General features: G+C 41.5%; 24 protein-coding genes. 19 read left to right on the forward strand and 5 right to left on the reverse strand.

From position 1 onward, the window contains the following. Nucleotides 1-16 precede the first annotated feature (16 nt). Nucleotides 17-943 (forward strand): LpxL/LpxP family Kdo(2)-lipid IV(A) lauroyl/palmitoleoyl acyltransferase, encoded by a 927-nt coding sequence (gene lpxL, locus PVK79_RS20600; protein ID WP_145234954.1) that lies wholly within the window; start codon nt 17-19, stop codon nt 941-943. Between the two features lie 54 nt (nt 944-997). Next, entirely contained in the window at nt 998-1,570 is a 573-nt protein-coding gene (locus tag PVK79_RS20605; protein WP_145234952.1) for a TcpQ domain-containing protein, read from the forward strand. Here the strand turns inward: PVK79_RS20605 and glnE are convergent. Next, nucleotides 1,567-4,365 carry a bifunctional [glutamate--ammonia ligase]-adenylyl-L-tyrosine phosphorylase/[glutamate--ammonia-ligase] adenylyltransferase gene (glnE, locus tag PVK79_RS20610; protein WP_257324418.1) on the reverse strand — a complete coding sequence of 933 codons (2,799 nt, stop codon included), beginning with the start codon at nt 4,363-4,365 and terminating at the stop codon, nt 1,567-1,569. The genes PVK79_RS20605 and glnE overlap by 4 nt on opposite strands. A gap of 73 nt (nt 4,366-4,438) precedes the next feature. Between glnE and PVK79_RS20615 the strand changes: the two genes are divergently transcribed. The 6 genes from PVK79_RS20615 (at nt 4,439) to ruvX (ending at nt 8,752) form a co-directional block, all read left to right on the forward strand. Then, the gene (locus PVK79_RS20615) at nt 4,439-5,332 is read left to right on the forward strand and encodes a DUF350 domain-containing protein (protein WP_145234948.1); all 894 of its coding nucleotides are present in this window, start codon (nt 4,439-4,441) and stop codon (nt 5,330-5,332) included. 30 nt (nt 5,333-5,362) lie between these two features. After that, on the forward strand, nt 5,363-5,836 hold the full coding sequence (locus PVK79_RS20620; protein WP_145234946.1) for a hypothetical protein: 474 nt from the start codon (nt 5,363-5,365) through the stop codon (nt 5,834-5,836). A gap of 105 nt (nt 5,837-5,941) precedes the next feature. Next, nucleotides 5,942-6,676, forward strand: coding sequence for a 16S rRNA (uracil(1498)-N(3))-methyltransferase (gene rsmE / locus PVK79_RS20625; RefSeq protein WP_145234944.1), 735 nt, complete (start codon nt 5,942-5,944; stop codon nt 6,674-6,676). A gap of 54 nt (nt 6,677-6,730) precedes the next feature. Then, nucleotides 6,731-7,684: a glutathione synthase gene (gene gshB, locus PVK79_RS20630; RefSeq protein WP_145234942.1), complete on the forward strand. Its 954-nt coding sequence runs from the start codon at nt 6,731-6,733 to the stop codon at nt 7,682-7,684. A 27-nt stretch (nt 7,685-7,711) separates the two neighbouring features. Continuing rightward, on the forward strand, nt 7,712-8,269 hold the full coding sequence (locus PVK79_RS20635; protein ID WP_145234940.1) for a YqgE/AlgH family protein: 558 nt from the start codon (nt 7,712-7,714) through the stop codon (nt 8,267-8,269). Nucleotides 8,270-8,305: 36 nt separating this feature from the next. Continuing rightward, nucleotides 8,306-8,752: a Holliday junction resolvase RuvX gene (ruvX, locus tag PVK79_RS20640; protein ID WP_145234938.1), complete on the forward strand. Its 447-nt coding sequence runs from the start codon at nt 8,306-8,308 to the stop codon at nt 8,750-8,752. Here ruvX and PVK79_RS20645 read toward each other — a convergent pair. From PVK79_RS20645 to PVK79_RS20655, 3 genes are read right to left on the reverse strand one after another with little or no spacing between them, the layout of a single operon-like run. Further along, on the reverse strand, nt 8,715-9,626 hold the full coding sequence (locus tag PVK79_RS20645) for a hypothetical protein (RefSeq protein ID WP_145234935.1): 912 nt from the start codon (nt 9,624-9,626) through the stop codon (nt 8,715-8,717). The genes ruvX and PVK79_RS20645 overlap by 38 nt on opposite strands. A 1-nt stretch (nt 9,627) precedes the next feature. After that, nucleotides 9,628-10,758 carry a PilT/PilU family type 4a pilus ATPase gene (locus tag PVK79_RS20650; protein ID WP_145234933.1) on the reverse strand — a complete coding sequence of 377 codons (1,131 nt, stop codon included), beginning with the start codon at nt 10,756-10,758 and terminating at the stop codon, nt 9,628-9,630. A gap of 19 nt (nt 10,759-10,777) precedes the next feature. Next, a complete protein-coding gene (locus PVK79_RS20655; protein ID WP_145234931.1) occupies nt 10,778-11,818 on the reverse strand; it encodes a type IV pilus twitching motility protein PilT in 1,041 nt (346 codons plus the stop codon). Nucleotides 11,819-11,820: 2 nt separating this feature from the next. On the opposite strand from PVK79_RS20655, the gene PVK79_RS20660 reads away from it, so the two are divergent. The 8 genes from PVK79_RS20660 (at nt 11,821) to PVK79_RS20695 (ending at nt 18,944) form a co-directional block, all read left to right on the forward strand. Next, entirely contained in the window at nt 11,821-12,534 is a 714-nt protein-coding gene (locus PVK79_RS20660; RefSeq protein WP_274803963.1) for a YggS family pyridoxal phosphate-dependent enzyme, read from the forward strand. A 15-nt stretch (nt 12,535-12,549) separates the two neighbouring features. Further along, nucleotides 12,550-13,371 (forward strand): pyrroline-5-carboxylate reductase, encoded by an 822-nt coding sequence (proC, locus tag PVK79_RS20665; protein ID WP_257324430.1) that lies wholly within the window; start codon nt 12,550-12,552, stop codon nt 13,369-13,371. Between the two features lie 57 nt (nt 13,372-13,428). After that, entirely contained in the window at nt 13,429-13,962 is a 534-nt protein-coding gene (locus PVK79_RS20670) for a YggT family protein (RefSeq protein WP_149981274.1), read from the forward strand. Between the two features lie 51 nt (nt 13,963-14,013). Continuing rightward, nucleotides 14,014-14,457 carry a DUF4426 domain-containing protein gene (locus tag PVK79_RS20675; RefSeq protein ID WP_257324432.1) on the forward strand — a complete coding sequence of 148 codons (444 nt, stop codon included), beginning with the start codon at nt 14,014-14,016 and terminating at the stop codon, nt 14,455-14,457. Between the two features lie 3 nt (nt 14,458-14,460). Continuing rightward, complete coding sequence (locus PVK79_RS20680) at nt 14,461-15,060, forward strand: XTP/dITP diphosphatase (protein ID WP_145234920.1); 600 nt, start codon at nt 14,461-14,463, stop codon at nt 15,058-15,060. Beyond that, nucleotides 15,057-16,193: a radical SAM family heme chaperone HemW gene (gene hemW / locus PVK79_RS20685; protein WP_182731341.1), complete on the forward strand. Its 1,137-nt coding sequence runs from the start codon at nt 15,057-15,059 to the stop codon at nt 16,191-16,193. Before PVK79_RS20680 ends, hemW begins: the two co-directional genes overlap by 4 nt. Nucleotides 16,194-16,274: 81 nt before the next feature. Then, complete coding sequence (locus PVK79_RS20690; RefSeq protein WP_257324435.1) at nt 16,275-18,107, forward strand: DUF885 domain-containing protein; 1,833 nt, start codon at nt 16,275-16,277, stop codon at nt 18,105-18,107. A 138-nt stretch (nt 18,108-18,245) separates the two neighbouring features. Further along, entirely contained in the window at nt 18,246-18,944 is a 699-nt protein-coding gene (locus tag PVK79_RS20695; RefSeq protein ID WP_257324437.1) for a hypothetical protein, read from the forward strand. Between the two features lie 2 nt (nt 18,945-18,946). Here PVK79_RS20695 and PVK79_RS20700 read toward each other — a convergent pair whose 3' ends face one another. Next, complete coding sequence (locus tag PVK79_RS20700; RefSeq protein WP_182731338.1) at nt 18,947-19,663, reverse strand: SIMPL domain-containing protein; 717 nt, start codon at nt 19,661-19,663, stop codon at nt 18,947-18,949. A 170-nt stretch (nt 19,664-19,833) separates the two neighbouring features. On the opposite strand from PVK79_RS20700, the gene PVK79_RS20705 reads away from it, so the two are divergent. From PVK79_RS20705 to PVK79_RS20715, 3 genes are read left to right on the forward strand one after another with little or no spacing between them, the layout of a single operon-like run. Continuing rightward, nucleotides 19,834-22,488, forward strand: coding sequence for a bifunctional acetate--CoA ligase family protein/GNAT family N-acetyltransferase (locus tag PVK79_RS20705; RefSeq protein ID WP_182731337.1), 2,655 nt, complete (start codon nt 19,834-19,836; stop codon nt 22,486-22,488). 10 nt (nt 22,489-22,498) lie between these two features. Beyond that, the gene (locus tag PVK79_RS20710; protein ID WP_182758124.1) at nt 22,499-23,431 is read left to right on the forward strand and encodes a uroporphyrinogen decarboxylase family protein; all 933 of its coding nucleotides are present in this window, start codon (nt 22,499-22,501) and stop codon (nt 23,429-23,431) included. A gap of 30 nt (nt 23,432-23,461) precedes the next feature. Further along, nucleotides 23,462-24,268, forward strand: a complete 807-nt coding sequence (locus PVK79_RS20715; protein WP_257324441.1) for a tetratricopeptide repeat protein — start codon at nt 23,462-23,464, stop codon at nt 24,266-24,268. Nucleotides 24,269-24,307 lie beyond the last annotated feature (39 nt).

The raw sequence follows: 24,307 nt of genomic DNA on the forward strand, positions 1-24,307 counted from the left end.
TATGTGAGATATTTCCGTGGTCAACTCTTCTGAATTTAAATGGTCCTTTCTGGGGCCTCGCTATTGGCTTACTTGGCTTGGTGTGTTCATTTTATATACAATATCTTGGTTACCTTCGAAACTACAACTTTGGCTAGGAAGGCAACTTGGCCGTTTGGTGTATCGCACTATGAAAAAACGCCGCCATATTGCCGAAGTAAATATTAAATTGTGCTTTCCTGAAATGCCCGCTGAGCAGCAACGCGCACTGGTCAAACAGAATATGGAAAACACCGGTATTGCGACTCTTGAAACCGGAATGGCATGGTGGTGGCCAAACTGGCGGATAAAACGCGTTTATGGCTCAGTGAAAGGACTTGAGCACTTTGACAGGATCCAACAATCAGGTAAAGGTGTACTGTTACTCGTGCCACACATTCTTCATCTTGAAATGACAAGCCGCATTATGGGGCTCAATCACCAAGGTATTGGCTTCTATCGTCCACATAACAACCCGCTAATGGAATTTTTTATGACTCGTGGCCGCTTACGTTCCAATGAGTATTTAATTGGCAAGCGCGATGTCAAAGGGTTACTAAAAGCACTTAAGGCTAAAAAGGTTTGTTACTATTTACCAGATCAGGACTACGGTCGTAAACGTTGTGAATTTGCACCATTTTTTGCAGTCAAAGATACAGCAAGTACCACTGGTACATTACTTTTTGCAGCCAGCAAAAATTGCGAAACAGTTAGTTTAACCAGCCGTCGCGATGAACATGGCAAGTATCATTTAGAAATACTGCCAACACTAGATAATTTTCCAAGTGGTGATGATCATGCTGATGTAACACGCGTCAACCAACGTATCGAGCAAGCTGTAAACGTTGCACCAACGCAATATATGTGGCTTCATAGACGTTTTAAAACACGCCCTGATATTGATGCACCTTCTTATTACAAGTGACAACAGCATTGTAATATGCTTTTATTAGTAAATACAAATACAAGAGTATGAGCCATGTGGTTTTGGGTTAAGCATTTATCATTAGCTGCTATTTTAATTGCCGCAGCAATTTATTTTTTATTAGGCCATGGTCCAGTCATGGATATGAAAGATACCAAAAATGCGGCTGCGCAAGGTTTATCACGTTTTTATTCATCATTACGCAACCAAGTAAATAAAAGCAATGAACGCGATAAATACGTACTTAAATTAGCTAATCCGGATATAAATATAGATGCGGCGCTGACCGAGCGCGCTAAAGTTGTTGAACCATCCTCACCAAATTGGACTGGTGAATTAATGCCGAGACGCTTTGAAAATGGCTCGACTTTAAAAAAAGTGTTAACTGATTACGCACGCGATGAAGATATCGTTCTGTATTGGTATTTAAGTAAAGACTATGTGATCAAAGAACACTTTAGAGTGGATAGCAATTTTAATTCAACACTTTATCAAGTTGGCCGGGCGATCAATGATGACTTTGAAAACGAAGTTTATACCTTCTTTTGTTTTAAACAGCGAGCAGCCGTGATAACCGAGCTGCCCTCTGAATATGTGCGCGAAAACTGTAAGCGCCTAAGAAGTTAAGCGCTTAACTCAAATATCTGCTGCCATGCTTGTGTAACAAATGCGATGTCTTTCGCAAATTCAGCTTTTGTTACACAACGTCCCTGCTGATCTAGGCTCAACACATGATAACGCGAGCGATAATCAATATAGGCTGTAATAAGCCCTTGCTTGATCTCATCACTAATACAACCAAGCCTTGCTGCATCGGTTAAAATCCTTACGTTGTCTGAGTAAGTAGTTAGTTGCTCCAAGCTATAAGCGTTATCAAGCACTAAATATTGAGTCAGAAACTCAATATCAGCAATGCCGCCAGTATCTTGTTTTAAATCAAACTCAATATCGTTGCCTTTCGCTAAATGTGTGCGCATTTTTTCACGCATGATGATCACATCTTCTTTAAGCTTTTGCGGGTCGCGCTGCTGGCACAAAATGCCTAAGCGAATTTGCGCAAAGCGCTGCTGTAATTCGGGTTGCCCAAAAATCATCCGAGAACGCACTAGCGCTTGATGTTCCCATGTCCAAGCTTGCGTTTGCTGATAGTGGTTAAAGCTCTCAAGATTGATTGCCATTAACCCTGAGGCACCTTCTGGGCGTAACCGCGTATCTAGTTCATATAAAATGCCCGACGCCGTACGAGTATTAAATAAATGCATTAGTCGCTGTGCTAATTTTAAATAAAACTGCCGTGAATCAATCGCTTTAGTGCCATTAGTTTGCTCTGAGCCATCACTATTATGTACAAAGACTAAATCGAGATCAGAATCATAACCCACTTCAAAACCACCGGTTTTACCATAAGCTATTACGGCAAAGCCCTTGTGCTCTTCATCAGTATTGGGCGGAATACCAAAACGCTGCGCCATTTGCTGCCAAGCAAGGTTCACCGCTTGCTCAACTATCGCTTCGGCTAATGCTGTTAAATGATCGCTTACTTTCATTACATCTAACACACCGGTTGCATCAGCGGCAGCAATACGTAGTTGATGGGTTTGTTTAAACTGACGCAGTGCTTCCATTTGCTGTTCTAAGTCTGCGCTATCAATTCGTAAAAAATACTGTCGTATTTCGTCTTTATATGCAGTCAGTGGTGTAGGCTTATACAGCACCGCAGGATCGATAAGCTCATCAAGTAAAATCGGGTAACGCGAAATATGCTCACCAATCCATTTACTATGGCAACACAACGAAACAAGCTGTTTTAACGCGCCTTGGTTTTCAAACAGCAACTCTAAATAGGCTGTTCGTGAAATAACCTTGCTTAATACTTGGCAGATCATACTAAATACGTCACCACTTGCTTGACTGTCTGATAGTTGCTTTAGCATTAATGGCATGAGTTTATCGAGAATATCACGGCCACGATGACCAATTTTAGTTTTCGTTAAGCGGGCTTTAAAATCTTCTAATGGTATTTGCCATGCATCATTTGGGTCGGTTAAAACACTAATATCGGTGTGTTCCCAAGCACTTATAAAAGCACTTTCGCAAGGATCAACTGGCTCACTTTCATAACCAATAACTTGTTCAAATTCACTGTGTATGCCAGCCATAATGTCATTTATTTGCGCTAAAGATGCGCTGAAGTCACTCTGCTCTAACAGGTAATTTAGCCGTTGTTGGTTCAGGGCATCATCTGGCAATGTTTGCGTTTGTTGATCTGCAAAAATCTGTAAATATTGCTCAACTCGCCTTAAAAACAAATAATTGTGGCGTAATAATTTTGCTTCATCTGCGCCAATAACTTGAATATTTACTAATTCAGCTAACGCTTTTTGTAATGATTGTGTTTGTAAATTGGCTTCACGCCCACCTCGTACCATTTGCAATGCTTGCACCACAAACTCGACCTCACGAATCCCACCAGCGCCTAGTTTTATATTGTTGGTTAAGCGCTTACGGCGTACTTCTTGAGCTATCATTTGCTTCATTTTACGCAGCGATTCAATCACTGAAAAATCGATATAGCGACGATACACAAAAGGCTTTAATAACTGATAAAATTCATCACAGTAGCGCGTTTGAGGGCCAATTAAACGTCCTTTGAGCATCGCATAGCGTTCCCACTCACGGCCTTGATCTTGGTAGTAATCTTCCATGGCATTAAAACTCATCACCAAGGGGCCACTTTCACCAAAAGGCCGCAGCCGCATATCGACCCTAAATACTTGTCCATCAACTGTTGTTTGATTAAGTGCGGCAATCAACTTTTGTGCCACTTTAGTGTAAAACACTTGCGCTTCTAAAGAGCGCCGCCCACCTTGAGTTTTTACACTACGCGGATAAGAAAAAATTAAATCGATATCTGACGAATAGTTAAGTTCTTGGCCACCTAACTTACCCATTCCTAATACCAACATCGCCAGTGGCTGTTGTTGCTCATCGAATGGTTGCCCATTAATCTGAGCAACCTGAGCAAATGCCCAGTTATTGGCACTATCAATTAGCTTATCGGCTAAAGCCGAGATATAGCCAATACTATCGGCTATATCATTGCTGTAACATAAATCTAAACACGCTACTTTTAGCCAATAGCGTTCCCGGTAACGGCGTAAAATTTTATGGCACTGCGCTTCATCAACCTCGGTAAGATTTAAGTCTTGAAATGGGTTAGGACTATCTCGCAAACTCATTTGAGTATCACTGAGCAACATCTCAATTAACTGCGGCTGAGATTGCAGGCAACGCCAGGCGAAGTCACTCAAACCTAACAAATTAATAATTAATTCATTAGCAGGAAGCTCTGGATATAGCTGAAAAAAACGTTCGCTGCCTAAGCCATGCAGTGCTGTTGGGAGTTGTTCGCCTGGTGTCATCAAATACTCTCTTTTATATCAGTCGTAACCGTACTAGAATAGTTAACATAATAATAACCACCCTAGGTTCTCAATGTCATATTTATCTTTATCTAACACTAGTTTACTCGCGATTGCTATCTGTTTTATGGTTATTTGTTTAGCTGTTATTTGTTTGCGGGTAGTGAGTCAACTCAAGGCTAAACAAGCATTAAAAGAAGAACTTGCTCAACATGACAATTTTGCTCTAGGAATTAGTTTTGCGTCAGAAATTAGTGTAGTGATCGCGACTGTAGCATTTTTATTTGATGAAATTAGTATCAGTGCAGCCCAATCAAACCCGCTTAAGATGATTGTACTGATAGTTCTGTTGTTTACTTTTATTAAAGTAGGCCACTTGATCCACCGCAAGTGGATCTTGCACCGCTTTAATGAAGAAGCCGCCATACTAAAACAAAATGTCTGTGCCGCTTTGGTAGATTCAGGCATGTTGATCGCTAACTGTATTATTACATTAGGGCTATACAGCTGGTCTCATACCCAAGGGTTTAGCAGCTTACTAATTGCCTTTGTCAGCTTCTTTTTACTGCAAACTATTTTTGCCTTAGACAGTAAATTCCGTGAATATCGCTTTGCTCGCGCCAATCAAGGGGCGTCATTACAAAGTAACTTTAATTTAGAAAACACCTCTATTGGCATTCGTTATGCCGGTAAATCCATTGGCCTTGCATTAGCTATCTATGCGGGTCTTGCCAGTGCCACTTTTCACAGTGGTAAAATGGTTGAGAATTTATTCACATTAGCTTTACATTGCGGAACTATGTGGTTATTACTGTATCTATTAACGACTATAATCAAGTTCATCTCTTTGCCAAACATTGATACTGAGCTTGAAATTGATCATCAGGATAATATTGGAATAGCTTGCATTGAATTTGCTGTTTTCAGCGCTATAGGCTATTTACTAATAAGTATGTTTTCAATTTAATATTGAAAATGACGTAATACGTGGGGCCTTATGCCGTTTGAAGTAAATAACTATCTACTGATCGATAACGACAGTGAATTCAGCCGGCAATTCACTGAACATTATTTTGCTCAGCCACACGGCACCAGTCCAAGTACCCTTGTTGTTGCTGGTGCAAATACCCGTCACTTGGTTAAATTAATGTTTGACCAGTTGATCAAAGATTATTGCTACTGCGACTTTAGTAATGAAATTAGCGTGTCAGAACTGGCGAGTTATTTACATGAACACCATGATATTGCCGGTGTACTATACAATCAAACGGATTATTTATTAGCTGATGATAAACAACGATTTATATTCAATTCTTTACATTCTGTACGGTTTTTAATTAAAGAGATTGATGATGGATACCTGTTTGAACCAGTCACAGACTTAGCACAAAACAATCACTTATCATGTCAAACCGAAATAGCCGAAACACCGCAAAATTTAGACGCATTATGTGAAAAGCTTAATAATTAGTTAAAATAAAACTTAACTAATTATCACTGACTCACAATAAGTATTTGCACCGAAGAGATGACTTACATACCATAACGATATTAGCTATTTTTGTTGAAGGTCATCATGAGAGTTCCTCATATTTATCAAGCAAGTCCTATTGTAATTGCCACTGCACTTCAGTTAGAAGATGATGCAGCAGGCCACATAGGTCGCGTATTACGGATGAAAGTCGGTGAGCATATCTCGTTGTTTAATGGCCAAGGCGGCGAATATCTTTGCGAACTCATTGAAGTAGGAAAAAAATCAGTCGTTGCAATGCCGCTTGAATTTAATGAAAAAGATGTTGAATCACCGCTGAGCATTCACCTAGGCCAAGGGATTTCTCGCGGTGACAAAATGGACTTTACCATTCAAAAGTCTGTTGAATTAGGGATCACTGAAATCACCCCTATTTTCAGTCAACGTTGTGGCGTTAAATTAAGCGCCGAGCGACTTGCAAAAAAACACCAGCAATGGCAAAAAATAGCGATTGCTGCAGCAGAGCAATCTGGTCGTAACCGAATCACCACGATTCATCCACCGATAGACATCAGCCAATGGCTTGCACAAAGCAGTGATGAAATTAAGCTTACCCTACACCCTCGTGCAGAGCACAGTATTAAAACAATCGAAGTACCTAGCGCTGGCGTGCGGTTTTTAGTTGGTCCTGAAGGTGGCTTCACTGATGATGAAATTGCCCAGACCAAACAACAAAATTTTGTTGATATCCGTATCGGTCCACGCGTGCTGCGCACTGAAACTGCCGCTTTGACAGTCTTAAGTGCACTACAGCTACAATTTGGCGATTTAGCTAATTGAAATTAGTAAAACCACCCTCATATCAATAGCAACAGATTCAGTAAGGCAACGAACATGGCAATTAAGTTAGGTATAATTTCAGATCCGATCAGCGGATTCAACATCAAAAAAGACACCGGTTTTGCAATGATGATGCAAGCCCAAAGCCGTGGCTATGAAATTTACTACATGGAAATGAATGATCTTTCATTGCGTAAAGGCAAAGCGTATGCCACAGCCGCAAAAGCAACCGTGTTCGACGATACAAACCATTGGTATGAGCTGGAAGAAAAAGCCAGTATCGCACTTGCTGATTTAGATGTTATTTTAATGCGTAAAGATCCACCGTTTGATACTGAGTACATTTACGCAACCTATATTTTAGAACGCGCCGAACTTGAAGGCACGCTTATTATTAATAAGCCACAAAGCCTGCGTGATGCGAACGAAAAGTTATTCACCGCATGGTTTAGTGAGCATACACCTGACACTTTAGTAACCCGTTGTAAGCACCAGATCCGCGCATTTTTGGCTGAACATAAAGACATCATTCTAAAACCTTTAGATGGTATGGGTGGCGCCTCTATTTTCCGTGTGACTGAAAATGATGCCAACATTGGGGTTATTTGCGAAACACTCACCGAACACGGTAGCCGTTTTGCCATGGCACAAAACTATATCCCAGAGATCAAACAAGGTGATAAACGCGTATTGGTGGTCGATGGCGAAGTGATCCCATATTGCCTAGCCCGCATTCCACAAAATGGTGAAACACGTGGTAATTTAGCTGTTGGCGGTCGTGGTGAAGCACGCCCAATCAGTGATTCAGATCGTAGAATTGCCGAAGCCGTTGCACCAACATTAAAAGCTAAAGGGCTTATTTTTGTAGGTCTTGATATCATTGGTGATAAGCTAACAGAAATTAATGTTACAGCACCTACTTGCGTAAAAGAAATCGAAGCTGCCTATGATATTTCAATTACTGGGCGCTTATTTGATGCCATAGAAAGAAAACTGAGCCATACTTAAATTTACTAACAATAAAGGGGTATCGTTATGCAATCATTAGAAAATCATTTTTTAATCGCAATGCCATCAATGCAAGACCCTTTTTTTAAACGTGCTGTCGCGTATATTTGTGAGCACAATGAAGACGGGGCTATGGGGCTGGTGATCAACCAGCCGATCAATATTACAGTCGGCGACTTGCTCGACAAAATAGAGATTGATAACGACAAATCCACCCACGCAGCAAGTGTTGCAGTATTTGCTGGAGGACCTGTAAAAACCGATCGTGGTTTTGTACTGCATTCTCCAAAAGCAGGTTATAGCGCAAGCCAAGAACTTAGCAGCGAAATCATGATAACCACATCCAAAGATGTGTTGGCAAGTTTAACCACAGCCCAAGCACCAGAACAGTTTATTATTACACTGGGCTATGCGGGTTGGGAGCAAGGCCAGCTCGAACAAGAGCTACTCGAAAATTCATGGCTAATTATAAAAGCCGATCCTGAGATTATTTTTAACACACCGATAGAGCAACGCTGGGAAAAAGCAGTCGCGACGCTCGGTTTTGATATTAGCCAACTAAGTTCGGAAGCTGGCCACGCATAAGCGTGGTCAACCACAATTTTAAAGCACAGAGATAGCATGACTAAAAAACAACTAAAGCCCAAAGGTGAACGCACCGTGATGGGCTTTGATTTTGGCACCACCAGCATTGGTGTTGCTATCGGCCAAGAACTAACAGGAACCGCATCGAGCCTAAGCGCTATCAAAGCCAAAGATGGTATTCCAAATTGGGATTTTATTAAAAAGCATGTCGATGAGTGGCAACCTGATTTACTGGTGGTTGGATTACCGCTTAATATGGATGGCACAAATCAAGAAGTCACCTTTAAAGCTAAAAAGTTTGCCAACCGCTTACATAATCACTATGGACTGCCTGTAGAGACCCAAGACGAACGTTTAACCACAGCAGATGCAAAAGCACGATTATTTGAGCAAGGCGGTTACCGTAGCTTAGGTAAAGGAAATGTGGATAATATGTCGGCTGTTATTATTTTGGAAAGCTTCTTTGAACAAGCTTACGGGTAAGCGGTAGGTTTATAATAAGCTGCTCACTCAGTTCAGGAATAAATCCAGCTTGGCGATAGGCTTTTTCTATCGCACCTTGTTCTCGTAATATCTTTAAGCCTTTTTGCAACGCTTTAAAAGCCTGAGCGCCATCAGGATGGCGTTTTGATATTACAAAATGACGACTATCATCTAATAATATCAGCACATTAGGTACCGCTTGCAAAACAATATCTTCAAGTACATATTGGTTACCCATCTGTGGCATCAGTGGCATTAACATAAAATCAATCCATTGCATCGATACCATACGCACTTGACTGAGCCATTCATCCTCTGCAACTAGATCTTTTAATGGTAATTGCGATAAAGTTTTCCAATCTGTACGCCAACGCGGCGTAGACACACTAGTTAGTTGATTAAAATCTGACAGGTGCTGCAGCTGAAATACTTTTTTATTGTTTGGAGAAGTAAAAATCCCCGCAAAATACTCGCCTTTACGGATCAGCTCATCGCTGATATACACTTTATCTGCCAGTGATTTGGCATCTTCATACCAATAACTATCAAAGCTGATCAGTAGCTCACCTTTTTCTAACAGTTTGGTATTACGAAAATTAATTTTACCAATTTGATAACTGAAGGTTTTATTAAAGCCCCCCAAGTACAAGGCTTGTTGGGCAATGATCATATCAACTACATCGCGACGTATAAATCGACCACTAAAATCAGTAATATCCTGCGGTGCTCTACCGGCTAAAAAATGTGTGTAATCATAATGCACGTCATCTCGGATAAAAATAGCAATAGATTGATCTGTCGCCATCGCAAAAAATGAGTTACTAACAACATAAAAACTAACTGTTACAAGTAACCATTTTATGCGTTTTTTCATACTACTGACCTTTAGGTTCTAACCCGTCAATTGTTACTCCCTGTAAAAAACCAGCCCCTTGCTGTTCATTATTTCGAAGCTTAATCATCAAACGTAAATCGTTAGGTGAGTCAGCGTGATGCAAAGCATCTGCATAGTTGATACGTTGCTGTTTGTAGAGCTCAAATAACGCTTGATCAAAGGTTTGCATACCCATATCTTTCGCTTTAGCCATGGCTTCTTTAATGCCGCCAATGTCGCCTTTTTTGATAAGCTCGCCGATAATCGGGGTATTCAATAAAATTTCGATAGCAGCTACTCGACCATTGCCATCAGCTGTAGGCACTAGTTGTTGTGCTATGATAGCTCGTAAGTTTAAGGATAGATCATATTTTAGCTTATCGTGCTTTTCTTTAGGCACTAAATGCATAATACGGTCAATTGCTTGGTTAGCGTTATTGGCATGTAATGTAGCAACACATAAATGACCGGTTTCAGCAAAACTAAGTGCGTATTCCATGGTCTCTTGCGAGCGTATTTCACCAATTAAAATGACATCGGGGGCTTGGCGTAATGAGCTTTTTAACGCCGCCTCAAAACTTTCCGTATCTAAGCCAACTTCACGCTGAGTAATAATACTTTTGCGATGTTCATGGACAAACTCAATCGGGTCTTCAATGGTCAAGATATGCCCACGTTGATTACGATTACGGTAACCTAATAATGCAGCCAACGACGTTGATTTACCGGTGCCAGTACCACCGACAAACAGCACTAAACCACGTTTAGCCATGATCACATCGGTCAATGTCGACGGTAGACCAAGCTCAGCAACATCAGGAATTTGCGTAACAATACGGCGAATAACCATACCCGCGCAATCTCGTTGCCAAAATGCCGAGATCCTAAAGCGCCCTTCATCGGTAGCTATGGCAAAGTTGCACTCTTTAGTATTATGAAACTCTGCTTTTTGTTTTTCACTCATCGCTGATTCAACTAATTGCAGCGACTCTTCGTCTGATATTTTTTCGTCGCCAAGTGCAATTAGTTCGCCATTAATCTTTGCGCTGACTGGCAATTGGCTCGATACGAATAAATCCGAACCTTGCTTTTCAATCATCAAATGTAAAAAGTAATCAAGAGAATGTGTCATTACTGCTCCTTACTCGGGCCTAGCCGCCGAAATTATTTTTATCTTGTGCTTTAGCACGCGCTTCAGCATTGGTAACAACACCGTGATTCACTAAATTGATTAAACACTGATCCATGGTTTGCATACCATGCGATGCGCCAGTTTGAATGGACGAATACATTTGCGCAATTTTATCTTCGCGGATAAGGTTACGGATCGCAGGCACTGCAATCATGATTTCATGTGCTGCGACTCGCCCGCCACCAATTTTTTTCAACAGGGTTTGTGAAATAACTGCGCGTAATGACTCTGAAAGCATTGAGCGGATCATACTTTTTTCTTCACCAGGAAACACATCGATAATACGGTCAATGGTTTTCGGGGCTGACGTAGTATGCAATGTACCAAATACTAAATGGCCGGTTTCAGCAGCAGTCATGGCAAGGCGAATAGTTTCTAAATCACGTAGCTCACCAACCAAAATTACGTCTGGATCTTCACGTAAAGCACTGCGCAATGCATTAGAAAAACTATGCGTATCGCGATGCACTTCACGTTGATTAATCAACGACAGTTTATTGTCGTGCACAAACTCGATGGGATCTTCGATGGTTAAAATATGATGATGCTTGTGTTGATTTATATGATCCACCATCGCAGCCAATGTGGTCGATTTACCAGAGCCTGTAGGTCCTGTTACCAACACTAAACCACGCGGCGTGTCTGAGATTGTTTTAAATATATCTGGCGCACCTAAATCATCAAGCGTCAGCACTTCACTGGGAATGGTACGAAATACAGCTGCGGGGCCTCGATTTGAGTTGAAGGCATTAACACGAAAACGTGCTAAGTTTGGCACTTCAAACGAAAAATCCACTTCAAGGTTTTGTTCATAGTCCTTGCGTTGATTATCGTTCATAATATCGTAAACTAGGCTGTTAACATCTTTGTTTTCCAGCGCTGGTATATTAATACGTCGCACATCACCATCAACACGGATCATTGGCGCAACCCCTGATGATAAGTGTAAATCTGATGCTTTGTGCTGCACACTAAAGGCCAACAATTCGGTAATATCCATTTATGACTCCACAACTAACTGATAATTATATGGTTACAATAGCAGAACGACTTAAGTCCGCCTATGCTAGAATTGCCTTAGCGGCAAAAAAATATCATCGTAATGAGCACGATGTCTGCTTGTTGGCAGTATCAAAAACCAAACCTGCTGATTTCATTCTAGCGGCTTATCAACAAAGTCACCGAGAATTTGGTGAATCATACGTTCAAGAAGCTGTTGATAAAATAACCCAATTAGCAAATTATAGCGATATTGTTTGGCATTTCATTGGCCCTATTCAATCAAATAAAACCGCCCTTGTTGCCAGCCACTTTGATTGGGTGCAAAGTATTGAACGTGAAAAAATAGCGCAACGTTTAAACGATCAAAGGCCCGCAGATAAAGCCCCTTTAAAAGTACTGATCCAAGTAAATATCAGCTTAGAGGACTCAAAATCAGGCTGCCACCCCGATAAACTTGCAAGCCTCGCTGAATTTATTCACCATTGCCCGCATTTAGAATTGCGTGGTGTCATGGCAATCCCAGCAAAAACTGACGATCCACAGCAACAAATACAATATTTTGAGCAATTACGTGCTTGCTTTGATAGACTTAAAGCCCAATATCCTCAAATAGACACCCTGTCGATGGGGATGAGTGGTGATGTCGAAGCTGCGATTGCAGCAGGCTCAACCATGGTACGCATCGGCACGGATATTTTTGGCCAACGAAGCTAAGGTGATAACTAAGATATGTCAGATAAAACAATTGCATTCATAGGCACAGGTAATATGAGCTACGCCATTATTGGCGGCATGGTAAAAAAAGGATTTGCTGCATCGAATATTATTGCAACAAATCGTAACCAAGAAAAACTCGCTAAGGTAGCAGCGGATTTCGGGGTTAAAACCACCGCAGATAACAACGAAGCACTGCGCGATGCCGATGTTATTGTGTTGTCTGTAAAGCCGCAAATGATGGGTGATTTATGTCAATCATTTCAAGATTCGGGTATCGACTTTAGCGATAAGCTATTTATTTCTGTCGCCGCAGGCTTAACGGTTAAGCGGTTACGTGAAATGCTCGGACAAGACGTTAAAATGATACGTTGTATGCCAAATACCCCGTCTTTATTAGGGCGCGGTGTATCAGGTTTATTTGGTGCTGGCGAAACCGAGCAAGAACACACTTTTGTGCAACAAGTATTTGAATGTACAGGTATTGCGGTATGGGTTGAGCAAGAGTCACAAATTAACGATGTTATTGCTGTTACAGGGTCATCACCGGCTTACTTTTTCTTATTTATGGAAGCCATAGAAGAAAAAGCCAAAGCACTTGGCTTTAGCGATGAAGACGCGCGTCGCTTAGTACAGCAAACAGCATTAGGTGCAGCTGAAATGGCACTATCTCAGCCTGAGATTAGTATTTCACAATTGCGTGCTAATGTGACATCAAAAGGTGGCACCACGCATGCAGCCGTTGAACATTTAAAAGCACACGGTCTGACTAATACTGTTGCCGATGCAATGGATGCCTGTATTGCTCGCGCAGAGCAAATGGAACAAGAACTTTAAAAGCACTTTGCTGCTTTTAGCCCTATTTATGTTTAAGGTTTTTAATTAAGGTACGTTATGAACGCCATGCAATTTTTAATAAGCACACTATTCGATCTATTTTTAATGGTCGTATTAATGCGCTTTTGGCTACAAGCCGCCAAGGCTGATTTTTACAATCCGTTGAGTCAGTTTGTGGTCAAAGCTACTTCATTTGCTGTTAATCCACTGCGTAAAATTATTCCAGGGTTAGGTGGCCTAGACTTAGCTTCGTTATTACTGGCGTTCATTGTCGCTGCTGCAAAAATTACTGCGCTGATATTTTTAGTAGGCGCGACATGGGAAGTTGGATTTGTACTTTTAAATGCGCTAGTAACGGTGATTAAAGAAGGCTTAAACTTGTTGTTTTGGGTGTTAGTTATTCGCGCGTTATTAAGCTGGGTAAGCCAAGGCAACAATCCAGTAGAAGCGGTATTTCAGCAGCTAACTGAACCAATGTTAAGACCTATTCGTAAAGTGTTACCGCCACTGGGCGGCTTAGATCTATCGATTTTAGTGCTGATTATCGCACTGCAATTTGCCCAGTTTTTGTTTATGGATTTAGTCGGCTAACCTTATCATTAACACAGAGGCCTACTAGGCCTCTTTTTTTAAGAGTCATTTATGAAAAAGCTCGCAAGTATTTTATTTTTTGCACTGGCAGGCATTACCTTTAGTGCTCACAGTGAACAAATGCAAGGCGCACAATACAAAGAACTCGGCCCATGGCAAGTACATTACATTGCATTTCCGTCAACCTTTATTCAACCACAAATAGCTAAAACCTATGGCCTAGAACGTAGTGGTTATAAGGGCATTGTAAATATTTCAATCCTTAAAAAAGATAGCGATGCCACAGCGCAAACCGCCATTCTTAAAGGCACTGCTAAAAACCTACTTGGTAATAAGCAAACCTTAGATTTCAAAGAAGTCATCGAAGGCGATGCAATTTATTACCTCGCGCAAGTTGATTTTACTAACGAAGAAATTCTGCGCTTTGAAATTGAAATACAACAAGGTAATCAATTTCAAAAGCTGCAGTTCCAGCAAAAATTTTACGTAGATTAATTCATGAAAAAAACTTTAGTGTTAGCCACTGGCAATCCGGGTAAGGTCAACGAATTGGCGCAAATGCTAAACCCGCTTGAAATAAACGTTGTGCCACAAAGCGATTTTAATGTGCCAGAAGTAGCAGAAACAGGCACCACCTTTGTTGAAAACGCTATTATCAAAGCTCGCCATGCTGCAAAAATAACTGGGCTACCAGCTATTGCTGACGACTCAGGATTGGAGGTTGATGGCCTTAACGGCGCCCCTGGCGTTTACTCAGCTCGCTATGCCGGAGAAGGCGCTAGCGATCAAGATAATATTGATAAATTATTAAGCGAACTTGCTGACAACCCAAACCGCAGTGCGCGCTTTTGGTGTGTGCTGGTATTAATGCGTCATGCTGATGACCCTACCCCACTGATTTGCAGTGCGAGCTGGGAAGGTCAAATTACCTTAGCCCAAAACGGCCAAGGTGGTTTTGGTTACGACCCTATTTTTTATGTGCCAGAACTTGAATGCACCAGTGCGCAACTGACTAAACAGCAAAAAAATGCAGTTAGCCATCGTGGTCAGGCGTTACAACGTTTATTGTCTGAGCTTAAGCTCAAAGGCGGCCTGTGAATTTACCACCATTAAGTTTATATGTGCACGTCCCTTGGTGTGTGCAAAAGTGCCCGTATTGTGATTTTAATAGTCACGGTCAAAAAGGTGAGCTCCCTGAAAAGGAATATGTGCAGCATTTAATTGATGATTTAAAAACCGATCTGCACTTAGTGCAAGGACGTAAAATTCATTCAATCTTTATCGGTGGTGGCACGCCTAGCTTATTAACCGGTGAGGCCTACGTTAATTTATTAACGGCGGTGGATTCATTAATTGGCCTAAGTGAAAACTGCGAGATCACCTTAGAAGCCAACCCCGGTACGGTTGAAACAGGCCGCTTTAAAGACTATGTAGCAGCTGGCATTAATCGTATTTCGATTGGTGTGCAAAGCATGCAAGACGACAAGCTCAAAGCGTTGGGGCGTATTCACGGTGCCGATGAAGCCATATATGCAGCAGAGCAAGCCCATGAAGCAGGTTTAAACAGCTTTAATTTGGATTTAATGCATGGCTTACCGGGGCAATCTGTTGCTGATGCGCTGAGCGACTTGAAAAAAGTCATCGCCCTTAATCCGCCACATATTTCGTGGTATCAGTTAACGATTGAGGCCAATACCCAATTTGCCTCTAAACCGCCAACGTTACCGGCCGATGACACCTTATGGGATATTCAAGAGCAAGGCCAAGCCTTACTTACTGAGGCAGGTTATCAGCAATATGAAATTTCCGGCTATGCAAAACCTGGCTACCAATGTCAACACAACCTAAATTATTGGCGCTTTGGCGATTATTTAGGCATTGGTTGTGGTGCCCATGGTAAGGTAACCGATGCTAAAACAGGCATCATTACCCGCACTGAGAAAGTAAAACATCCTCGCGGTTATATGGATTTAGCTAAGCCCTATTTATTTAAACAGTGGCCAGTTGAACAGCACGACTTACCGTTTGAATTCTTTATGAATCGCTTACGGTTATTTGAAGCCTGCCCAATTAGTGACTTTACAGCCTTAACTCAGTTACCGCTGCAAAGCCAAGCTGATGCGCTGCAACAAGCCATTGCCAAGGGTTTGCTTAAGCAAACGGATAGTCACTGGCAGGTAAGCCAAAAAGGTCATCGTTTTTTAAATGACCTGCTAGAATTGTTTGTGTAATAACGACCCAAACTTTACTAACAAATACACACTAATAATAATTAATAACCTTCAATGGTTTCTAACAACAAAAGGGAAAACATGCGTAAACTAACCTTTATCGCCGCCGCAGTGAGTATTGCACTGCTAGGTGGTTGCCAGCAAACACCAGAGCAACAAAGCACGCCAACTGTACAAGCACAACCGGTACAAAGCGAAATAGACAAAGCGAATGCGTTCTTCGAAGATACTTTTAACCGTGATGTGATGAGCAGCCCTGTTTATCAAACATACATGGGTATCAAACAAGACTACGACAAATGGGATGACGGTAGCGAAGCGCGCGTACTGAAAGATCATCAACAAACAAAAGATGATTTAGTGGCATTAAACGCTATTAACCGCGAACTCCTAGATGACACCACAAAAGTTAGTTATGACCTTAAAAAGCAAGACCTTGAAAACAGCATTGCTGATTTTAAATGGCGCTATCATAACTACCCAGTGAACCAAATGTTTGGTACTCACTCGATGATCCCGGCCTTTTTAATCAACCAACACCAGATTTCTGATGTTGCCGATGCCAAAGCCTATATCTCGCGTTTGAATGGCGTAACCACGGTTATTGATCAACTGATCACCGATTTAGAAGTACGTGCTGATAAAGGCATTATCGCTCCTAAATTTGTATTCCCACATGTTATTGATTCAAGCAAAAATATCATTCACGGTGCGCCATTTGAACAAGGTGATGATTCCACCTTACTTGCCGACTTTAAACGTAAAGTTGCGAAGCTTGAAATTGCTCAAGCTGATAAAGACGCGTTAATCAGCGATGCTGAGAAAGCCCTTAAAGCGGCTGTAAAACCTTCTTACTCTAAGTTGATTAATTATTTAGCACAGCTTGAAAAACGTGCTGATGATCGTGATGGTGCTTGGAAATTTCCTGATGGCGAAGCGTTTTACAACAACGCATTAGCGCGCACTACTACTACTGATTTAACGGCTAAAGAAATCCACACCATCGGTTTAGCTGAAGTATCTCGTATTCATGACGAAATGCGCCAAATCAAAGAAAAAGTTGGCTTTAAAGGCGATTTAAAAGCCTTTATGCAGTTTATGAAAACCGATAAGCAATTTTACTTACCTAATACTGAAGCAGGTAAGCAGCAATACCTTGACGAAGCCACGGCACTTATTAACACCATGAAATCACGCTTGGATGAGCTATTCATTGTTAAGCCTAAAGCCGACATGATTGTTAAGCGTGTTGAAGCATTCCGTGAAAAAGCGGCTGGTAAAGCATTCTACCAACAGCCTGCACCAGATGGTTCACGCCCGGGTGTTTACTACGCTAACCTTTACGACATGGAAGCAATGCCAACGTATCAAATGGAAGCGCTGGCTTATCACGAGGGTATTCCAGGTCACCACATGCAAATTGCAATTTCGCAAGAGCTTGAAGGCGTGCCTAAGTTCCGTAAATTCGGTGGCTACACAGCCTATATCGAAGGTTGGGGCTTGTACTCAGAGTTATTACCAAAAGAAATGGGCATGTATGCAGACCCTTATTCTGACTTTGGCCGTCTATCGATGGAACTATGGCGTGCATGTCGCTTAGTGGTTGATACTGGTATCCACGAAATGAAGTGGACTCGCCAACAGGGTATTGATTACTACGTAAATAACACGCCAAACGCGACGTCTGACGGCGTTAAAATGGTTGAACGTCACATTGTAATGCCTTCGCAAGCAACTGCTTACAAAGTAGGTATGCTGAAGATTTTAGAACTTCGTGAAGCTGCCAAGGTTAAACTAGGCGATAAGTTTGATATTCGCCAATTCCATGATGTAGTACTTAAAAATGGCGCAGTGCCACTAAACGTACTTGAAAACTTTGTTGATGAATGGGTTGCAAGCAAACTAGCAGCTTAAGTATCCTTACTTTATAACATATACAAAGGCCGTATCTACGGCCTTTTTTATTGCCTGAAAAATAGATAAACACTTGACCAACAAGTGCTTTACGCTAGGATAAAGCAATTGATATACACGTAACGTATAGGATTAACAATGGATACATGTATCAGTCAACTAAATCAACAGATGCAGCAGCATCAGTTGCAAGCCATTGTTGATAGCTTTGCCAGTTTATCTGCAATACAACAAGCCATGCAGTTACAGCACTTATATAGCAGTGCGCAACGCATGAGTGTAAAATATACTTATCTGCAAAATATCGCCACACGCATATTAACTCAACACCCTCTACCAACAGCCATCATCAGTCAGCTAAATAATACCGATCAATTAAGTTTTTTTACCCCTGGTCTAAAGTTCAATCATGGTTTTACACAACAAAACCAACAGCAGCAAAATGTATTGCACCGCTTATTTAGCGAGTGTAGTGAGGCTAAATTACCGTTTAATTATGTACGTTCACTGATGCTATTTGAAAGTAACGAAAACTTGCTGCAAGCATTAGCGCAAGTTAATGATATCGGGCTGACCCCAGTTGCTAGTTACATTGCAAACAACCCAGCTCAACACAGCTTACCAAAGCATGAATTTTCGGCCTTGCTGGCATTAATGGAAGTTGAGTTTAAACAAAATCAGGGCAATATAAACACTACCGCATTCTTAAAAGCCTTACTCACGTTATCTCAAACAAGCCCAGACAAGCCACTCAGTGACTATAAAATACTGCTCAGTGGCGCTTACTTACGCTGTAAAACAGAACAAGTTGAGCGCTACCTTGTACAACATAAATAAAATTAATCAGATAAATAATATTCAACGCTGGTTACAACTCGCACTTTTTTTATCTGCGGAGTGTTTGAATCTCGGTCGATTATACTAAACTGCCCTTGTCTTGCGGTGCGAATTTTACCGAGTTTTGACTGTGAGTCCTTGGCAAATTTTAATGCCACTTCGCGAGCTTTTTCGGTTGCTTCTTGCACCATTGCTGGTTTTATATCGTTTAGCCCAGAGAACAAATATTCAATGCGGGTTTCATAGTTATCTTGCACAATCGCAATACCCTGTTTGGCTAGCTGGCCCACCTTAGTTAAAGCGTTTTGTACTTTATCAGGCTGCTGCGAATACACGGTAATATTTGCGCGGGCAATATAGCGAAACTGTTGATTATCAGCGCCATATTCGCGCGCTTGTTTATCAACAATTGATTGCCTACCTTGGCTGATCTCTTGTTCATCAAAGCCATGCAGTTTTAAAAAAGCGATCACTGCGGCATTTTTCTGCTCAACTCGTTCAACTAACTTTTCGAGGTTATTGTCCGCATCACTAAATTGTACCGGCCAGATCACTGTATCAGCAGTTACTTCACGCTCTGCTAATCCTTTAACCTCAACCGTGCGTTCCATATTTTTTACATCAAGCGCTGCTGATTTTAAAATCCATCCGCAGCCAAGTATAGCGACACTCAATACAGCTGCGCCAAGCAACTGGTAATATCCATTTGGCTTATTCATTTAGGTTCCTTTGATAATTATCAATGTTAAGTTGGTTTGATGCTCGAAAAATCAACTTAAACAGGTTACATTGAGCATATACCCAAACCACCTCAAGATGCGAGCGTCGTTAGCAAAAAGATTCTATTGCATCGTCGTGCTAAAAAACAAATAACCCGCAAGGAAAGACCATGAGTGTAAAACGCATTAGTCAGTTTTTCAATCCGACTTCGGTTGCCGTGATTGGTGCATCGAATAACGTTTCCCGAGCAGGATTTGTAGTAATGCGCAACTTATTACAAGGCGGATTTAACGGCCCTATCATGCCAGTAAGCCCGACTAATAGCGCCGTACATGGCGTGTTGGCCTACCCGTCTATTGCGGCGCTACCGAAAATACCGGACCTTGCAGTTATTTGTACGAACAAACACACTCTACTTAATATCATTGCAGAGCTGGGAGAGTTTGGCTGTAAAAATGCGATTGTGATCGCAGCCGGACTCAATCATGAACAAAAAACAGCACTGCAAGAAGCCGCTAAACATGCCAAAGTATCGTTACTTGGCCCTAATTGTTTGGGTTTATTGATCCCCCATATTGGCCTCAATGCGAGTTTTTCTCACACTATCGCAAGCCCTGGTAAATTAGCGTTTATTTCACAGTCAGCTGCTGTGTGCTCCACTATTTTAGATTGGGCAAAACATAAAGAAATTGGCTTTTCATACTTTGTCTCTGTGGGAGATTGTTTAGATATCGACTTTGCTGAACTACTCGACTTTTTAGGTCGCGATGCAAAAACGAAGGCTATTTTGCTGTACATTGACAACATTGAGAATATCCGCAGCTTTATTTCAGCTGCTCGTGCCGCTGCGTTTAGTAAACCGGTGATCGCCATTAAAACCGGTAAAACAGCGGCTGGAGCACTTGCTGCCGAAATTCACACTGGCGGCAAGCAAAGTTCAGATGCGGTGTATGACGCCCTCTTCCAACGCGCAGGTATGTTACGGGTAAATGATTTAACTGAACTGTTTGCTGCTACACAAACACTGGCCATGCATCCTAAATTATTAAAGGTGGAACAACTCACCATTTTAACCAATGGCGGCGGCCCCGGCGTAATGGCCGTTGATAGCTTATTACAAAGTTCTGGTAAGCTGACACAATTAAGTGAAGAAACCCGTGCGGCGCTCAATAAAGTGATCCCACAATCGGATATGACCTCTAATCCGGTGGACATTTTTGGTGACTCAGTTCCGGCACGCTACCAACAAGCACTGGAAATTTTATTGCATGCTAAGGAAGTAAAAAATCTACTGATCATTCACACGCCATCGGCCCTTGCGCCAAGTGAAGACTATGCATTAATTATCGCTGAAACGTTGAATAAACTACCGAAAATGGCGCGTCCTTATGTGATCACAAATTTTATGGGCGAAGATGCCGCCTATGCCGCCCGTCGTGTATGTAGCAACTACGGCATTCCTACTTATCGCACCCCAGAGGGCGCAGTTCGTGCCTTTATGCACTTAGTAAGTTATCGCCGTAATCAAAAACATTTAACCCAAACTCCAGAGTCAAACACAGATGACGCTAAAATCAATAAACACGCAGCAAAAGCGCTCGTGAATGAGTTTTTAGCAGAGCAGCAAAGCTATCTATCCACCCATCAAGCCAGCCAAATACTCGCTCACTATGGCGTTGAATGTATTCAAACCGAGGTCGCATACACGCCGACAGAAGCAAAAGAGCAAGCCATAGAGCTAGGCTTTCCTGTGGCACTGAAACTGATCAGCCCTAGCATTCCATCTAAATCAGAAGTCGGTGGTGTAGTACTTAATCTCAATGACGCACAAGAAGTTGAGCAAACCGCTTTTGCAATGTTATTAAGAATAAGAAACACCTACCCTGATGCGATTATTGAAGGTTTTTCGCTACAAAAAATGGCTCCCAGAGCGGGGGCCAATGAACTACGCATTGCCGTAAAAACTGAGTCTAATTTTGGTCCTGTAATACTTCTAGGAGAAGCCGGCACAGGTCTAGAGTTTGCTCAAGCAGCGGTTGCTTTACCACCTTTGAATATGAACTTAGCAAAATATTTAATTGCTGCGGCGCATGATAAAGGCGTGCTTAAAGATCGCATTTTGCCTGAGAAAGTTGATAAGTATCGCCTGTGTGCATTGCTTACGCGAATTTCACAACTGGTAATTGATCAACCCGATATAACTTCGCTTGAGTTAAATCCTATTTTAGCCAGTAATGGCCAGTTTTTGGTGCTTGATGCCACCATGACCCTGAGTCACTACCAAGTACAATCACATCGTAAACGCTTATCTATTCGCCCTTACCCAATTGAGCTGGTTAAACAAGTGACGCTTAAAAATAATACCCTTGCGACACTCAGACCAATAAAGCCAGAAGATGAACAAGCGCACCAAGAGTTTGATCAATCTCTCAGCAAAGAAGATCGCTACAAGCGCTTTTTTGGTGAGCTGCCGCAATTTAACCACGATCAACTCGCTAAAATGACGCAAATTGACTACGATCGTGAAATGGCGTTTATTATCACTCAAGACAACGCCACGCTTGGCGTCTCTCGGGTGTTAATGGACCCAGATAAAGTGCATGCCGAATTTGCTATAGTAGTACGCTCAAACTGCCAAGGCCTTGGCTTAGGTGGCTTATTAATGCGCGCCGCTATTGAGTATTGTCAAAGCCAAGGCGTACAATTTATTGAGGGTATCACCCTGCCGGAAAATACCGGAATGATTGAATTAGCCCGAAAACTAGGCTTTAAGATCAGCCGCGACTTTGAAGAAGGCAGTATAAACATGGTACTGAAGTTATAAGGGACTATAGTTGAAAGTAACGAGCTGGAAGCACTGGCCTAATATCGACTTAGATGCTGACTTACTAGCAAAGTCAGTTATTAGATACCAAGATATTCATGATCATTGCTTTATAAAACTGAGCTGTAATAGTAATAGTGTATGTAGCGCATTTGGCATTAAACGGCACTTCAAACATAACCCATTAGGAACAGTTGAAAAAAACAGCTACCCCCATAGTTTATCAGCTTTGTTAGATGATAAAAAAAGCCCTAAAGAATTAAACGATTGTCCGCAACTACTCATAAATATTGAAGCACATAAACGTGTTAGCGAGCACTTTAGCAATGAGAATAAACTGTGTTTTGCAACGGTTTACTCTCCGCTTTATCATTTAAATTCAATGCTTGCGGGTACATTAACTGCAGCCGAGTTAGAGCGCGCACCTTACAAAAAGATGTTATCTTTATTAAGTGATATAACAGCACAATATATTGAAGCTTTACTATTAATTAAAAATGTTAGAATTTACTACTGCAGCTTTCATGCTTGTGGTGCATTTTGCAGTTATCAGCAATTTAAAACACTTGTAGCGCCTTATGATGAACAATGCATAGCGCAGTTAACACATCAGAACCACCTTCTTCACTATCATTGCAGTTCTTCCATTTATTTTGATTACCTAGATAGTAACAGGTTCTCTTTACTATCAATTGATGACTGCCACGATGTGGTATCTATAAAAGCTTTGCTCACTAGCTTCCCTGATATTACATTTGTAGGGCTATTGGATAAATTATTATTACCGCGCCCACTTAAAACGGAAGAAATTGAACAATTTTTATTATACTGCCGCCGCAACTTAGACCTTAATAGAGTCATTATTGCCCCAAGCTGCACTCTACCTGTAAGCATTAAAAACAATACATTATTAAGAACATGTTCTATTGTGAAAGAACTGTGATTTTTATTTATATCTACGGAAAATAATCAATTGAGCATAATACATACAGAGTTAATAAAAGGCATTGAGTTATACCAAAAAAACCAATACCAATTAGCGCAGGCAAAATTTAAATATGTACTGAGCAAAGACCACTCATCTTTGATTGCACATCGTTATTTGACCGAAATAGCACTGATAGAGGGCACAGCAAAAAATCACATAGCGCCATTAATAGCTTGCATGGCAGCACACCCAGCTTCAAGTGAGCTTAGTTATACCTTAGGTATGTGCTACCAACAAGCACGTGAGCTTCCCTTAGCGGTTGCACAATATCGCCATGCATTAGAGATGTTTTTAGACACTCCACCCATCCATAGCTACAAACAACAACCAAAAGTTGAATTCGATACCAAAATACATGAGGCCTTGCTATGGAAAACCCTTGCCCTTTTACGCCAAGAAAACATTAAATCCTTTGCCACAGCAGGTAGCTTATTGGGCATCATACGCGAAGGTGCAATTCTCCCTTTTGATAAAGATATTGATATTGGAGTTGATTGGGGGCAAATGGAGCAGGCTATTACACTTTTAAAAAGCCAAGGCTGGCATGAACATATGCGCTCTTATGACTTAATTAACCCACGATGCTTTGCTCACCCAGATGGAGTGACCTTGGACATTTGTGGCTTTGGTGTTGATACCGCCAACCAACAAACTATTTGTGGGCTTTGGATGAGTGATATTCCCTTTGAGTGGAATAGAATTACACAATATCCAACCTTAAATTTAGTAGAAAAAACAACTCCCTTTGGCAACGTATGGCATCTAGTACTTCATCACACAAATTTTGACTAGTTGAGAGCATCGTAAGCTCTCTCTAGTTTTTCACGTGCA

The sequence above is a fragment of the Pseudoalteromonas rhizosphaerae genome (assembly GCF_028885455.1).
Classification (GTDB): domain Bacteria; phylum Pseudomonadota; class Gammaproteobacteria; order Enterobacterales; family Alteromonadaceae; genus Pseudoalteromonas; species Pseudoalteromonas rhizosphaerae.